Raw genomic sequence first — 14,330 nt, 5'->3', positions numbered from 1 at the left:
GTAGCGTGCCCGGAAGCCATCAAGAGAGAGAAAAATGGAAAACACAGCCATCCTGTTACGTCGTCTGAACCCTTACTGCGCCCGCGCGCTGGAGGGGGCCGCCTCCCTGTGCCAGACCCGCGCCCATGCCGAAATTCTGCCGGTACTGAGCCAGCAACTGCTGACCCACATGGCGGCGAAACAGAAATCCCACTCCCTGACGCTCGGCTGGAGTGAGGAAGAAGGGGTTATGCTTGAGTTTGAGCGTATACAGGGCGTGCACGCATGAGCAGTAATCTCCCGATAAGATTCAGCCACAACCATCACCGGCTGTCGGTGAAGGGATGTGCTGCAGAGCTCGATGTGCTGGCATTTGAAGGCGATGAAGCCCTGAGCACGCCGTTCAGCTACCGTATTGAATTCACAAGCCCTGACCATACCATCAGCCAGGACATGATGCTGATGAAGGCCGCCTCCCTGACGCTGCAGGCCCCGGTGGACCAGGGTTATGGCATCAGAATGCAGCGGGCCGTGCGCATTCTTCAGGGCGTGGTGAGCGGGTTTGAACGGCTTGGCACCTCAGGGGATGAAACCCGTTACGCCCTGACGCTCCGGTCACGCCTGGCGCTGCTTGACCGTTCGCACCAGAACGCCATTTATCAGGACCTGTCGGTCCCGCAAATCGTGGAAAAAATCCTGCGCGAGCGTCACAACATGCGCGGTCAGGATTTTCTGTTCTCGCTTGCAAAAGAGTACCCGCGCCGGGAACCATGCTGACCTGGACCACGGTTAACGCCGGTGCGCGTCTGTTCGGGGACTACAGCGGAACCTGGGGCTTTATTCGCTGGCTGGACTTGAGCAAGCGTCAGCAGCTTGACCGCAGCCAGTGGATGATGAGCTTCACCGCGCCGGACGGGCGCACCCTGCAGTGGGTGCTGCGTTCACAATTCGGAAAAGGCCCGCTGGCGCTGCTGGATCTGCGCGGCTTCACGCTGCCGGATCAGATATTCAGTGTCGACAGCGCGGCCACCGCTCAGGCGCTGATGGCCAGTACCGAAAACAGCGACATGGAGGGAGTTGAATAATGAGCACTCTGCAGACGGTGTATCCCGATGATATCACTCATCGCCGTGAAGGGTATGAGTCGCTGCAGGGTTTCCTTGATATCTTCAGCCACCGCATCCTGACGCAGTGTTACCGCATCTGAGGTAATTTGTACCTTCCAGCCCACTAATATAATCAGCATATCACTGCATCATTTCTCTTCTCCCCTCCAGATACGGTGCATGATTATAGGTCCTGCGAACTGAATTCTTATCTACGTGGGCTGGTTGTGTTTCGATCCACGCCGCGTTGAATCCTTGCTCATGCAAAAAGTTACCATGGTGTGGCGAAAAACATGCCCGGTAGCCCTCATGTCGTAACCTGTTCTTTTGAGAGGCATGTTCTTAAACCTGTACCTTTAGGAACTGTCAGGCGGCAATGTCTCCGGTTGATATTTACTCAATCCAAATGTACATTTGGAATGTACATTTCAGGAGGCAATATGATCACCTACACATCAACACAGGCAAGAGCCAATATCTCAGCGGTTTTGGAAAGTGCCACCAATGGAGAGCCGGTAGAGATTACACGACGGGATGGCTCTGCGGCTGTCGTTATCAGCAAGGCTGAATTTGATGCATATCAGGCTGCGAAGCTCGATGATGAATTTGATTTCATCATGCAGCGGCATGGCAGAACTATCAAGGCGCTAACTGACCGATGAAATGGATCAGTGCACAGGAAGTCATCGCATTCCATGACCGCATATTACGTTACCTGCCCGGAGTGACGGGTATGCCAGACGCCGGGAGAGCCGACGCCATTATCTACCGTGTGCAAAACCGTGCACATTACGAAGGTGTTAGTGACGTTTTCGAATTGGCAGCAACATACTGGGTAGCCATTGCTCGCGGGCATATCTTTAACGATGGAAACAAGCGCACATCATTTTTCGTCACCATGGCGTTCTTACGCCGTAATGGTGTGCTGGTCGCAGATGAAGGCAATGAACTGGAAGAATTGACAGTTCAGGCTGCAACGGGAGAAAAAACAGTAGAACAACTCTCTGCAATCCTGCGAACGCTGGCAATCCAATCCTGAATTTAGCTTCTCTCAAGTTGGCAGCTCTTCGTTGCAGAATAAGAGGGGCGTCAGCCCCTTTAAACAAACTGTAAAGGCATGTGTCACTCCCGAAGTTCTAACAGCGCGAGGGTACTTTAAAGAGATACTTTTGATCGTGGCTTAGGGTGCTATTCCCTGTAAATCGTTAGAGATGAAAAACGGCTTAAAGCCATGTGTGACGCGGGTTTAGTGGTGTTTTTGGGAAGTGAGAAAAAGCCATGATGGTGTCCCCTGCAGGATACATATTTTATATGTATATTATTGTTTATATTGATATATATTATAAATAAAGAACTAAGAAGGATACGTCAAGGGATACCGACTATAAAATAAGCCACCTGCCAGTGACATGATGAAATTATCCAAGCTGTCATCCAAACCATACCACAGGCTTTGCTGGGCAATACCGCTATGTGGTGGATAGATATCAAGCGCCTCTAGCGGGGATGCAAATTCTTCATTAATTTCACTATCGTCGTATGTTTCAGCATAATTCTCAGGGTCGATATACCGCCAGTATTCTTCATGAGTAATACCTGAACGAACGTAAGTCATCACTTCAGTGAAAGAAGCTGCATCCACCAGCGTTGTGACTTCCTGAATTATCAAACCTGCGATCATCGGCGGCAGATGTTCTGTATCAACACCATGAACTATTGTCCGAGCGTATTCTCTATAACGTTCATCAGCGCCACGGTATCTGTATTCTTCTATGAGGCTGGTAATCAGACACAGGGAATCCGAAACTTCACGCCTGTCCTTCTTTGAACTTCTCCTGAAAGGGATGTCCATTAAATCCGTGAGAATATCCAGATAGTAAGGCTTGAGGGTGATAAATTGCGCTGAAATTGTTTCTATGGAGTCTTTAATGTATGACTCGTATTTCTTCTTGCCATCCTTGTTAAGGATTTCACGTGCCGTTATGAGTTGCTCTCTGACGTAACCAAGACCACTCAGGTACATCGTAAGCACCTCCTCAGGACGATTGGCATAAAAGTTCTGGATGGCTTGAGCACGTATGCCGAGCGCATTAGTAGGAGATGGATTAAAATCTTCAGGCTCATCAAACATCCGGGCATCTTCCTGATGCTCGCGCAGCAGTCGCATTGCTGCGCCAAGTTTTGCCACGGTACCTTGTCGGAATAATATTTTTTGTAGTGATCGGGAATGCGAAATTTTGCAATGTTTACCGCAGCGGGGATGCGCGGAACACTTGCAACAGGAAGGTTTGCAGGTGATTCCCCCGTTGTTACATTGCTCGGCTTGCTATCCCACGGATAAGGGTTAATATTCGCTCCGTTATTTTGAGCTGTACCCGACAAAGCCTCTTGCCCGGAGGCTTTTTCTTTTCTGGCTTTCTCCAGCTCACGGTTAAATTCTTCGGTCATCCGTTCCACTCCCAGCTCCATGCGGACATCGTCCCAATCATGTTTCTTTCTGCCAAGGCATAGCGGGGCGATTACCAGCCCACCAACGGCTTTAGCGGCTTCGTTAGCTTTTACCAGTCCCGTATTGGGTTTTGGCTTGCCGTTCGCGTCTACATCGCTGGGCGCGTGGTAGTCGTTATCTGCGGCTATAACAATCTCAAGCGCCGGGAAACGATCTCTAAAGGCCGTGGCGACGTTTTTAAGATTTGAAGCGGATATAGCAGCGACTACGCGCGGAAGCGGCGCACAGATCGATACGCTTCGCGCTGTGGCATATCCCTCGGTGATAATGAGGGTGTTTGCTTTGTCATTCGGTTGTACGTCGATAAAAGCGCCGGAAATTGGCGCATTCTTCATTAGACTTTTGTGCCGTAGCTGTCCTTCATTGTCTACAGCGTTTGGCGCGGGAAGGTATTGCACTGAACGGTCGCGATTACCAATGTCCGTCAGACGTAACACACCATCACCCTTGGCGGTAACGGGAAGAACGCAATCTTCAAAGTCTTTAGCCTTGAGGTATGCGCATTCCAATGGTTGTGTTTTTTCCAGAACGCCTCGAACTCGCGGCGCGGCGGCTGCAATCTGCTGTGCCTCCAGCTCTGCGGATTCGCGCTGGCGCTGTGCAAGGGCTTCTTTCTGTTCCCGCTCTCTTTTGGCGCGCTCTTCGGATGTTGGGGGCGTATAACTATCATCGGCAGAGAAGAAACCTAATCCCATGCGCTCATCCACCAGCTTAGCGGCTTGACGTATTAGCGAGCCGGATACGCGCTCATCAAGTGATGCGCCCAGCTCTTTACGTGCGATTAAGTCGAGTACGCCGAATCCGCAGCCCTTAACGCCGCACGTGCAAATATAAGTGCCTGCGGTTGCGCCGGTCATACGAACCCGGAATTTATGCTTGCCGCAGAGCGGACATTCGTGCTCTTTGGTTGATTGTTCGCAGGGGATTGAAAACGCCGCACAAGCGGCGGCGTAGTTGGTTTTCATCCAGTGCTTAACGTCATCGAGGGCGCTCACAATGCCTCCCTACTGATTACGTCGACGATTACAGCCGGGGCGGGTCGATTCGCCATCAAAATACCTGCCGGGCGCAGGATGTAATAAACACCATTACCCTTGCCGGAAAAGCCGATATTTTTACGTTTGGTGCGCTGGGTTCCTGTGATTCTGACAACCATAGTAACCTCATCCCCGGCAGTGAGATGCGGTAGAGTCCGATTTGGGTAATCAGTACGATGTGCACGAATACCAATAGCGGTGCCTGGTACTATTAGGTCAACACTTCTGTCGGAGTTTATAAGCTCTGCAGATAACATTGCGTCAGTCTCTCTACCTGAATCATCCGCAACCCACGGTGTCACAATCCTGACCTTCATTAGCGTTTCATTTTCGCCCAATGAATAGGATTCAGGTTTAACGAAGGGCGCTGTGTTGGTAATAGGCGTGACCGCTTGCGATATCGATTCAGCATTATTCTTCTGGTGCAGACGCTCACGGAGGGAGTCGTTCTCATGCTTCAACTGCGAAATCTCATACGTGGTGGTACCTTTAAGTTTCGCATAGTCTGAATGCGCTTTTTCCAATGCTCGGGTAAGAGTTGAGACTTTTCCCTCCATCGTAATAATGATGATTGTCGCAAGCCTTGCCGCTTGTTCTTCAATACTTTCGGCTGCGGGTGATTCACCATTGGCGGTGACGGAAGAAGGACGGTTACCGGACTAATCCCTTTTGCCAGCTTGGCACGAGCATCAGCAGCTTTTATACGTGCCAGAGCCAATGAAATATCAGGATATGCGCCAAGAGACAGCTTTTGCTTTCTTCCGTTCATTGTGTAGCGAAAGCGCCAGAGCTTCGCGCCGCTGGGTTTAATCAGTACCACCAACCCAGCACCATCGGACATGAGGTACTCTTTTTCTTTAAGTTGAGCGTTCTTTATTTCGATATTAGTTAAGGGCATGTGTCCCTCCCGAAGTTCTGACAGAGCGAGGGTACTTTAAAGGGACACTTTTGATCGTGGCTTAGGGTGCTATTCCCTGTAAATCGTTAGAGATGAAAAACGGCTTAAAGCCATGTGTGACGCGGGTTTAGTGGTGTTTTTGGGAAGTGAGAAAAAGCCATGATGGTGTCCCCTGCAGAAATCGAACGTATATGCAATCGCTTGATTTATTAGAGAAAAGATATAATTGTTCATATTTATTCCAACATATGTACCAACAAAAAATTAAATTTCTTAAAAACTTACTAAGTGGTTGATACTTGTTTAAATTAAGTAAGTCTGACAAGTTCAAGATTAACAGATGATGGACTTTTACTGGAGAACTTTTAATGAAAAACTGGTCACCAGAGAATACTAAAGAAATCAAAGCCTGGCTTGACATAGATAACTATCGCAAGCTCGAAGATATAAGTCTGAATGCCTTGTATCACGAACTGTGGGCAAGAGCACTTCTGTACAAGCCGGGGCCTACTGACGAAGAAAAGAAAGGGCTGTGGGTGTACATGACTGAAATTTTCAGTGGGAACCCCCATCTATTCAAAGGGAAGCAACTCGATTATCCAACCGTTAACGATACTCTCTACAGTCCTCCACATATTTTTATCACCGATATCACCAGGCTTGCTGAACTTAGTGTGATGGCCCTTAGTGTCAATCTTTTCACCTGGGAGGAAGGAAACGATGAATATTGTGTTAATGCGCCTCATCACGAAGCTTATGTGTCACAACTCTTGTCCCCCTTATGCGAGAAAACGGTGTTGCTTGAAATCGATCTTGATAGTGGTACTGACGATGAAATAGCCGAATCGATAAAAGCGGCCCTGCCACAATGGAGAACGGTAAAAGGAGTGGAAGTTAATGAAAGCGGTATCGTTCGTTTCGGCTATGGAACCATTAAAAAAATCATAAATTACAGGTTGGTTGCGATGCTGGACATCTTACTTTGGGCACAAAGGAAAGGACTAAGAATCTCAGATGATCGCCTCTCCCGGCTTCTTTATACTGATAAAGATGAAGAAGTTTCTATCCGTTTAGGGTATCACATTAAAGACTCGGATCGACCTTTTGCAATGAAAGCTGCAACGATAGACTTCATTAAGCAGTTCAATTTTTTCATGAACCGAAATTCTCACCTGAAAAACATGAGAGTTTCAGATGTGATGAAACTCTCTGATTCTTACTGATCCCAACTCCCCGAAGTCTACTACTGCTGGGCAGACCATAGCCCTGCAGTTAGGAAGCTCGCTCTTTTTTTTTAAAATAGTTCGTATAGTTCCCACATCGAATCAAAACAAGGGGACAAACAGTGAACAATCAAAACTCCCGCCTTATCCGCTTAACAGAGGTTATGAACAGAACTGGCTACTGCAAAGCCTGGATCTATCGTCTGATCAAAGATGGCAAGTTTCCTGCCCCTGTCAAAATTGGAACTCGTGCCGTAGCTTTCGTCGAAAGTGAGATAGATGCCTGGATTCAGTCTGTTATCGAAACAAGTCGAAATAATGTTGCTTAATTGATTTGGGGAGACATTTTATGAATATCGAAGATTTTGTTAGTGAAGAAAACCATATGTGTAATCTGGGCCAGGAACTTTTCTGTAAAATCTTCGCACCCGGAGCGATTTATGATTTACCTGACAATCAATTTAACAGAAAGATTGTTTACTGGTTAAGCCAGTATTTAGTTGGGAATCTGAGAGAACCGTTAGATGCGATCTCTGAGCTTGATATCTTCGAACAGTTTTATGTTTACGAGACATGGTTCTCGCTAATTAAATGCCCTGACGAAATCAGAAATTTATCGAAACGAATAATCCAATATCAGATTGGGTTGAAAACCATTTTTTGAATAAAGCTATATTTTGTAAATTGTATTGTCAAAACGATGGTGCTATTTACTTTTTGATTTACAAAATGCTTTTAATTCTTTTTAAATTAATGGGTTATGTATTTCAAGTGAAAAGAAAGGACTATAATATCCCTCTAGAGGGATATTATAAATTTTCGACTGGGATGCGTCATTGTAAAAGGGAATAATGTTGAATTCAGGAAAATATATTTGTAAATTGCTTATGTTATATGCTTTATTTATTTTCACCGATGATTAAATGTAAATGGAGGTGATATGACTTTGAAATATAGAATAAAAAGATTGAAGAATAAGGATGGTATCAGAAGTTGCATTATTATTAATGAGAGCAACGGATTACCCTTGGTTTATCCTAACTTATATATGAGTGTTATTTCACGAACAAATAGCTATTCATTTTCAACAATGGAAGCAATAGCAAATGCTTTGCTTTTATTTGAAAGATATAATGCTGACATGAATGTGGGTGTTTTTGATATGGTAAATCTTGATATCGAAAAACTTGTCTCGAACAAAGGATATTTATTCGGGTTAATGAATGCCCTCACTTACAGAAACGACTTAGAGAACGTTACAAGCATTCTTAAAGAACAACATGTCTCTAAAAGAACCCTTTATTTCAAGATAATGACAATTGAAAATTACGTCAAATGGTTTTTTGATAACATTGCTATCAATAATAATGATTCTTCTCGTTATGAAACAATCAGTCGAGCATTTGATTTTATAAAGCCAAGAATAGAGAACGGAAAGAATTACAATATTGAAAGCGAAAGCAAATCATTGACAAATGAACAAGTTACAACTTTGACTGATATGGTAAGTGTTAAATCTAAGATTAATCCATTTTCGGAGCATGTAAGGTTTCGAAATAATCTAATAATTGAAATTTTGTTAGAGACAGGTATTAGGGGAGGGGAACTACTTAATATTAAGTTGGTTGATTTTGACTATGTCCACAAAAGTCTATGCATAGTAAGAAGGCCAGATGATCAAAACGAACCACGATTAAGGCAACCATTGGTTAAAACTTTAGAAAGAAAAATACCATTGAGTATAGAATTGACTGAGTTAATACAGAATTATATTAGTGATTTCAGAAGTAAGCAGTGTCATTCAGGGGAGCATGACTATCTGCTTGTTACTCATAGCAGTAAAGGTCAATTAGGTCATGCATTGACTATTTCAGGTTATCAGAAAATTTTCGAACAAATTAGGAAAAATAGTAGTGTATTGAGCGATATTGTGGGGCATTCGCTAAGGCATACTTGGAATGTGAAATTCTCAGAAATGATGCTCATGAATTCGAACTCTCAGGATCATATTACTTATGAGAAAGTAAGAAATTATCTTATGGGGTGGAAAAAGAATAGTACAACCTCAGATATCTATAACCAAGCATTTATAGCACAAGAAAGCCGAAAAATAATGGCTGTTATTAACCCACTCAAAAACATAGTAGAGGATAAATCCAATGTTTCAAACTCTAAGAAAGCTACAAGAAAGTCAATATTCGGTTTTTGAAACCAAGGATGGTAATTTCAAAGTGAACTTTTCTTATTCCAAGTGGAAGATAAGTGAAAGTATAACATTGAACATTGATTCTTTAAGAGTGGTCATCAGTGCATTTATACCTATCAAAACCACTTTGGCATATTTCGCTATAAATTATAGTGCCAGTTATACTAAGAAAATGTTTTATGCAATAAAGCATTACATTAAGGCCTGTAATACGAATGATAGCTTGTTTTCTAAAGATTGCATAAAGTATTACTATAAAGTTGTGAGCTCATTAGATTACACACATGCAGAGACAGTGAAATATTTTTTTATTAAGATGAGTGGTCTTTACCCATCTTTATTTTCGGCAGAAGCAATCATATTTTTAGAAAATATTAAAGTTAAAAAAACAAATGCAAAAAAGCCTATGAAGACACATGATTATAAAAAAGGTCCCTTTAGTGACTCGCAATTAAAGGTAATTATAGATTCTGTTGCGATAGCTTATAAGGAAGAAAAGGTAAGTCTGTCAAACTATCTGCTAACCTTCCTTGTTGCATATTCCGGGCGGCGACCTATGCAAATATCTCAACTTGAAGCTGGTGATCTCTTAGCCTTTAATGGAGAGTACTTTCTCAATATCCCAAGAATTAAACAACGAAATGGATATAGAAAAGAGTTTAGAAAATTACAAATACCAGAAGAGCTTTTCAGCCAATTGACATATCTCGTTGAAGCTGTAAATTCGCTGGTCAGTGATACATTAAAAATCGATTTAAGTGAAAAACAAAAGAGAAAACTACCAATTTTTATAAACACATATCCATTCAAAAAAGGATGTGTTGAGCTAAACATGATTGAAAGTGGTGGGTTAAAACTTAACCCCTATGCCATAACACTAAAAATAAGGAACACTATAAATCGTTCAATAAATGAATATCAAGCCTATCTGGGGTGTATAAATTCGCGCAGATTTAGATATTCATTAGGCACTAAGGTTGCACAATTGGGTTATAGTCCTTCGCAGATAGCAAATGTTTTGGACCATTCTTCAATCAATTCTGTTATGAGTTATATAGAAAATACAGCGGAAAATGGCAAGAAAATTAATGAAGCTGTAAACGAACTAATGAAGCCACTGGCTAACAAATTTATTGAGGGAAAAGAGCTTCAGAAAGAGTTAGATTCTTTGAAGCATTTGATAGAAGAATACTGCGGTGGATATAAAACTAACTCTTTTGATAATACAGCAATATCGTTAGTAACTAATTCTATCGACGATATGATCAATAGCATTTAAAAGAAGGATAAAGTGATGAAAGAAATCCATGATAAAATGATCAATAACTTCATTATCGCTAATAAGTCTCATGCTAAAAATTTTGGAAATTTTGAGTGGGATAATTCAAGTTGGGGAGGCGGAATTACTTTTTTTAGCGGAATCAAGGTTAGAATGGGGAACAAGAATAAGAAATTAATGAATTATGACATTGCAGAGTTCGCAAAAGCATATGTATGGCATGAGTGCTTTCATGATTTATCTGTAGCTTTCAGAGTGCTGAGGTTATTCAGGATATTAGAAATTGCCATAGTTAAAATAAATAAAGAAGTTAAGGTTTCAAGTATAGATCATAAAGTATTAGATGAAGTTATGACTATTATTCAAGAAAATTTTGCAATATCCACTTCTTATAAAATATATTTAGATCTTAGGGTGTTATGTTCTTTTATGTCTAAGAACGAAATGTTGCCAGAATCCATTAAACGATGGTCATATCCATTTAAGGCATATGATGCTTACACAAATAGCACAATAGATTCGATGGGAAATTTATCCAATCAGAAAAAACTTCCTGATGAAAAGGCTATAGATTTTATTGGTAAAATATTTAGTTCTAATCCAGTTAATGAAAGGGACATATTTACATCTTCTATTTTTGCATTGCTCTTATGTGCTCCATCTCGAATTAGTGAAATTATGCTTTTGGAAGAGGACTGTGAAGTTATAGTTGAAGATAGTAATGGCATATCAAGATATGGTTTGCGATTTCTTTCTCTGAAGGGCTTTGGATACAATACCAAATGGATTCCAGACTGTATGGTTCCTGTAGCTTCAAAGGCTATCATGCGATTGAAAAAACTTACAAGGAATGCAAGGGTTGTTTCACGGTTGATAACAGCAGGGGAAATTAATTTATACGAGTCATTAAACAGAAGTGCATTTGATTGTTTAACAATTGAAGATCTCCACAAACTTGGCTTTGTTATAAATCAATTAAATATCTCCCAAGAAAATCTAAAATTCTTGTCTAAGATAAAACATGGCACAGTCAGTGTAAAAGCATTTTGGATTTATATAAAGCGAAAGAATGTTAATTCTGAAAATATTAATGCTAATTTATGCTCCATAAATCATAATTTATTGGACTCTATCAAGGGTGCTGATATTTTCACAACAATTAAGGCATCTTCAAAATATTTTAGAGCGGATTTTCGCACCGATAATATGAATAACATATTTCATAGGAATATACATTTTAACTGTGATGGTCCTGTTTTAATTTTCCGCAGCCATCAAATTAGACATTTACTTAATACTATAGCTCAACGAAGCGTATTGTCAGAGATACAAATTGCCCAATGGTCTGGGAGAAGGAGTGTTAAGCAGAATGCAGTATATGATCATATGTCTCACGACGAGTTATCAGAACTATCAAGGAAACTATTGAACAGAAACACCTACGAAGAAACAAAAATTTCAGAATCTTCATTTAATGAACAATCGATTATTATGAATTTGATTAAAGATAAATTTGAAAAACTAGAATTAAAAATCCAAAATTCAGATCCAAGAAAAATAAAATATATTCTGGAAAAAATTAAAGATTTAAGATTGGAAATTGAGTATATATTAATGTGAGGAGATTATATGGCAAGAAAGTTTTATGATAAAGAAATAAAAGCTATTGTTAAACTTATTGAAACCTGGAGTAAGCCTGATTTTACCTGGGATTCTTTATGCGTGGCTTGCAAAAAAATTTTAGGTAAAGTACCTACACGGCAAGCATTAAGCCAGCATACTGAGATTGTCATTGCGTATAGAACCAGAAAAAGATCTGGTATGATTAAACGTCAAAATACGAAGTTACCCGGTAGCCTGAGCCTTGCGGCGAAAAGAATAGAACGACTTGAAAATGATAATTCGGCACTAAAATATGAAAATAATAATTTACTGCTTATGATTCAAAGAATGCACGAAAATGCTTACAGGCATAATATATTGGCTTCTATTCTTGAAGAAGAATTTCCACAGAGAGCAAGAAAATAATATTTTGATAGGTTTCACCTATTGACAGGTGATATTAATATGGTATTTGTATATATAGTCAGGAAGACTATTTCAATTATGCAAAGATGCATTTTATGGACAAAATCAATATCAATCCAGAGTTTACTCTGGAAGAGCAACTTATCATTATTGTCGATAAGTATATCTCAAAACGGTACCAGCCAGGCGATAAAAGTTTCTCATACAAGCTATACCTGCTTTTTGTTGGCTATCATTTAAAGTATTTCTACCCAAGACAGCAATACACTCGTTCTAATCGTAACATAGACAACATTATGACGATGTTCAGTTCTGTATACAAATGCCTTACAAGTACTTTGTTGCAGCGATTGAACAATAAGGAGGCTGTTATCAGGGAGCTAAACTCTCTCGTGAACTATATTGATAACAATCAAGAAAAAGCAGAAGGAATTTATACGGTTGTAAGAACACAGTATGAAGTGAAGGTTATCGAGAAAGAGTTAACCCATGAAGTAGTCAGAGTAAGAAATGTTAGATTATAAAAGCTCCCTACGGGAGCTTCATTTCAGTAATCAATTTTAATTACCTACAAACTGCCAGCCGTCATCTGTTTTTAGGAGTTTAATAGATGCTGCTTGCTTGAGATTACCATCAATTACCGTTACGACATTACACTTATAACTTTTATCAGATTCTTTTGTGCAATCAACTTTTTTCACTGATGTAAGATGGCTTCCCGTCCATTTACTTAAAGCTGTATAAATATCTTTTTCTGAGGGTTCGCTGTTACATGCGGTTAGAAGAAATGCTGTAAGAATAACGGTAAGGATTGAGTATGTTTTCATTTTTATTTTTCCAGGAATAATCAGTTAAGAACGCCCGTTTTGGTGTTGTTATTGTCAGTGGAGAATGTCCATTTGCTGACAATTTCGCCTTTAAAATCTATTTCAAGAGTTTTAGACTGAGTCTGCGAACCGCCAGTAAACAGCCCTACAACTGGAATGAAAGTTGTTGCATTGAACTGATTGTTATACATAAAGTATCTCCACTGCTCATTTCCGTCATCGAGTGTGGTTCTTGTATCAGGCTCACCTAATTTAGTGAGTAATTCCGTCTTAGTTGTTTTGTTTTTAATGATCTTTGATTGGAGGCTTTGAGGTGTTTCGTTTTTAAGGTTCTGGTTCCCTGATGTTGAACAGCCAGAAAGCAGGAAGACAATAATAAAAAAAGATGACTTTATAAATCGGTTCATTTACTTTCTCATTTTAGGTTTGCGGTTGTGTGAAATTAATTTCACCGTATAAAAACAACTCTGTCTGCATACGTTTTTTTAATTTTATAGATAAGAATAATGATGCTTACGAAAAACGTAATGACTGATACAAGAGTGCTGCCAGTCCACGAAAATGCTAACCACGCGAGACCAAATGCAACGAATTGAAACAGGAATGCCACACTGAGCGGGCTTTCACCGTAAGCGATCTTTGCATGGCAGCCTTTACAAATCCGCACACCATGAGGACTTTGTGTAAAGCAGAACGGGCACTTAATTGTTTCGTTTTTCATAGCAACCCCAGGGTGGAAGATTTACTGCGTGTTTGTAAGGATTCTCGATGGCTGGCTGGCTAAAGTAAAATCACTTGTATCGATCGATGATCGTTGCTTGATAGTTAATATCTATCATAATTGAGTTATCGATCTGTTATAACGATCAATTTATGGTTGACTTATCCTAAATTAACCACTAACAAAACGATGTTGCTGTCAGGGGTAAGCGGTAAGCTATTGTCTATAAATGAATTTTCCTTTCTTTATGTAGAAGTCGGGTTGCATAGAGTTTTGAGAATCCAGGGAGGGGCTTGTGAAGAATGCTCTTACCATAGCTTCGGAGAAGCTCTGCAAGTCTTCTAAGAAATGGAAGCCAGCCGATAAGCCTGAGATGCTTTTGCTGGTTAACCGCATTCTTTTGGAGAATCTTCTCAACGATCTCGTTTCGTCTTTCTTTTCTGAGTCGCAGTTCGAGTTCAGCAATTTTTTCACTGATACTTTCCTTTCTCTCAGTGGTTTTTAAAATGGTTGCAGG

18 protein-coding genes and 5 pseudogenes are annotated in these 14,330 nt (G+C 40.9%); 14 read left to right on the top strand and 9 right to left on the bottom strand.

The window, feature by feature from the left end:
* The first annotated feature begins 34 nt into the window (after nucleotides 1-34).
* The 4 genes and pseudogenes from RT197_RS12815 to RT197_RS12800 form a co-directional block, all read left to right on the top strand.
* Complete coding sequence (locus RT197_RS12815; RefSeq protein ID WP_312951180.1) at nucleotides 35-268, top strand: hypothetical protein; 234 nt, start codon at nucleotides 35-37, stop codon at nucleotides 266-268.
* Nucleotides 265-747, top strand: a pseudogene (locus tag RT197_RS12810) (contractile injection system protein, VgrG/Pvc8 family); the annotation flags it as partial. The gene RT197_RS12815 and the pseudogene RT197_RS12810, both read left to right, overlap by 4 nt.
* Nucleotides 741-1,064, top strand: a pseudogene (locus RT197_RS12805) (type VI secretion IcmF C-terminal domain-containing protein); the annotation flags it as partial. The pseudogenes RT197_RS12810 and RT197_RS12805, both read left to right, overlap by 7 nt.
* 2 nt (nucleotides 1,065-1,066) lie before the next feature.
* A pseudogene (locus RT197_RS12800) lies at nucleotides 1,067-1,183 on the top strand (type VI secretion system baseplate subunit TssG); the annotation flags it as partial.
* A 43-nt stretch (nucleotides 1,184-1,226) separates the two neighbouring features.
* On the opposite strand, the pseudogene RT197_RS12795 reads toward RT197_RS12800, so the two are convergent.
* Nucleotides 1,227-1,426 (bottom strand): annotated as a pseudogene (locus RT197_RS12795) (tyrosine-type recombinase/integrase); the annotation flags it as partial.
* 99 nt (nucleotides 1,427-1,525) lie between these two features.
* Between RT197_RS12795 and RT197_RS12790 the strand changes: the two are divergent.
* Nucleotides 1,526-1,747 carry a type II toxin-antitoxin system Phd/YefM family antitoxin gene (locus RT197_RS12790; RefSeq protein ID WP_312951178.1) on the top strand — a complete coding sequence of 74 codons (222 nt, stop codon included), beginning with the start codon at nucleotides 1,526-1,528 and terminating at the stop codon, nucleotides 1,745-1,747.
* On the top strand, nucleotides 1,744-2,124 hold the full coding sequence (locus tag RT197_RS12785) for a type II toxin-antitoxin system death-on-curing family toxin (protein WP_312951175.1): 381 nt from the start codon (nucleotides 1,744-1,746) through the stop codon (nucleotides 2,122-2,124). Before RT197_RS12790 ends, RT197_RS12785 begins: the two co-directional genes overlap by 4 nt.
* Before the next feature lie 315 nt (nucleotides 2,125-2,439).
* Here RT197_RS12785 and RT197_RS12780 read toward each other — a convergent pair whose 3' ends face one another.
* From RT197_RS12780 to RT197_RS12765, 4 genes are read right to left on the bottom strand one after another with little or no spacing between them, the layout of a single operon-like run.
* Nucleotides 2,440-3,108 (bottom strand): hypothetical protein, encoded by a 669-nt coding sequence (locus RT197_RS12780; protein ID WP_312951173.1) that lies wholly within the window; start codon nucleotides 3,106-3,108, stop codon nucleotides 2,440-2,442.
* Complete coding sequence (locus tag RT197_RS12775) at nucleotides 3,099-4,589, bottom strand: toprim domain-containing protein (protein WP_312951170.1); 1,491 nt, start codon at nucleotides 4,587-4,589, stop codon at nucleotides 3,099-3,101. The genes RT197_RS12780 and RT197_RS12775 overlap by 10 nt, the downstream gene beginning before the upstream one ends.
* Complete coding sequence (locus tag RT197_RS12770) at nucleotides 4,586-5,092, bottom strand: hypothetical protein (RefSeq protein ID WP_312951167.1); 507 nt, start codon at nucleotides 5,090-5,092, stop codon at nucleotides 4,586-4,588. The genes RT197_RS12775 and RT197_RS12770 overlap by 4 nt, the downstream gene beginning before the upstream one ends.
* The gene (locus tag RT197_RS12765; protein WP_312951164.1) at nucleotides 5,089-5,529 is read right to left on the bottom strand and encodes an Arm DNA-binding domain-containing protein; all 441 of its coding nucleotides are present in this window, start codon (nucleotides 5,527-5,529) and stop codon (nucleotides 5,089-5,091) included. Before RT197_RS12765 ends, RT197_RS12770 begins: the two co-directional genes overlap by 4 nt.
* Nucleotides 5,530-5,897: 368 nt before the next feature.
* Between RT197_RS12765 and RT197_RS12760 the strand changes: the two genes are divergently transcribed.
* The 8 genes from RT197_RS12760 (at nucleotide 5,898) to RT197_RS12725 (ending at nucleotide 12,789) form a co-directional block, all read left to right on the top strand.
* On the top strand, nucleotides 5,898-6,752 hold the full coding sequence (locus tag RT197_RS12760) for a DUF6387 family protein (protein ID WP_312951161.1): 855 nt from the start codon (nucleotides 5,898-5,900) through the stop codon (nucleotides 6,750-6,752).
* Between the two features lie 122 nt (nucleotides 6,753-6,874).
* On the top strand, nucleotides 6,875-7,081 hold the full coding sequence (locus tag RT197_RS12755; RefSeq protein ID WP_096936457.1) for a helix-turn-helix transcriptional regulator: 207 nt from the start codon (nucleotides 6,875-6,877) through the stop codon (nucleotides 7,079-7,081).
* A 20-nt stretch (nucleotides 7,082-7,101) separates the two neighbouring features.
* Complete coding sequence (locus RT197_RS12750) at nucleotides 7,102-7,416, top strand: hypothetical protein (protein WP_312951158.1); 315 nt, start codon at nucleotides 7,102-7,104, stop codon at nucleotides 7,414-7,416.
* A gap of 276 nt (nucleotides 7,417-7,692) precedes the next feature.
* Nucleotides 7,693-8,961, top strand: coding sequence for a tyrosine-type recombinase/integrase (locus tag RT197_RS12745; RefSeq protein WP_312951155.1), 1,269 nt, complete (start codon nucleotides 7,693-7,695; stop codon nucleotides 8,959-8,961).
* Nucleotides 8,912-10,237 (top strand): tyrosine-type recombinase/integrase, encoded by a 1,326-nt coding sequence (locus RT197_RS12740; RefSeq protein WP_247176604.1) that lies wholly within the window; start codon nucleotides 8,912-8,914, stop codon nucleotides 10,235-10,237. Before RT197_RS12745 ends, RT197_RS12740 begins: the two co-directional genes overlap by 50 nt.
* Nucleotides 10,238-10,252: 15 nt before the next feature.
* The gene (locus tag RT197_RS12735) at nucleotides 10,253-11,857 is read left to right on the top strand and encodes a hypothetical protein (protein WP_312951151.1); all 1,605 of its coding nucleotides are present in this window, start codon (nucleotides 10,253-10,255) and stop codon (nucleotides 11,855-11,857) included.
* 9 nt (nucleotides 11,858-11,866) lie between these two features.
* Nucleotides 11,867-12,265: a hypothetical protein gene (locus tag RT197_RS12730; protein WP_312951149.1), complete on the top strand. Its 399-nt coding sequence runs from the start codon at nucleotides 11,867-11,869 to the stop codon at nucleotides 12,263-12,265.
* A gap of 86 nt (nucleotides 12,266-12,351) precedes the next feature.
* On the top strand, nucleotides 12,352-12,789 hold the full coding sequence (locus RT197_RS12725; protein WP_247176601.1) for a hypothetical protein: 438 nt from the start codon (nucleotides 12,352-12,354) through the stop codon (nucleotides 12,787-12,789).
* 36 nt (nucleotides 12,790-12,825) lie between these two features.
* Here the strand turns inward: RT197_RS12725 and RT197_RS12720 are convergent, their stop codons facing one another.
* From RT197_RS12720 to RT197_RS12705, 4 genes and pseudogenes are all read right to left on the bottom strand, one after another.
* On the bottom strand, nucleotides 12,826-13,092 hold the full coding sequence (locus RT197_RS12720; protein ID WP_009484054.1) for a hypothetical protein: 267 nt from the start codon (nucleotides 13,090-13,092) through the stop codon (nucleotides 12,826-12,828).
* 20 nt (nucleotides 13,093-13,112) lie between these two features.
* Entirely contained in the window at nucleotides 13,113-13,499 is a 387-nt protein-coding gene (locus RT197_RS12715; RefSeq protein ID WP_045378575.1) for a hypothetical protein, read from the bottom strand.
* A 41-nt stretch (nucleotides 13,500-13,540) separates the two neighbouring features.
* Nucleotides 13,541-13,813: a hypothetical protein gene (locus RT197_RS12710; protein WP_000787429.1), complete on the bottom strand. Its 273-nt coding sequence runs from the start codon at nucleotides 13,811-13,813 to the stop codon at nucleotides 13,541-13,543.
* 223 nt (nucleotides 13,814-14,036) lie between these two features.
* Nucleotides 14,037-14,330: pseudogene (locus tag RT197_RS12705) on the bottom strand (relaxase); the annotation flags it as partial.

It is taken from the genome of Superficieibacter sp. (assembly GCF_032071645.1).
In the GTDB taxonomy this organism is placed as follows: Bacteria; Pseudomonadota; Gammaproteobacteria; order Enterobacterales; family Enterobacteriaceae; genus Superficieibacter.
Note: the sequence above shows the minus strand (reverse complement) of the source record. Positions and strands in the feature narration are given on the sequence as shown.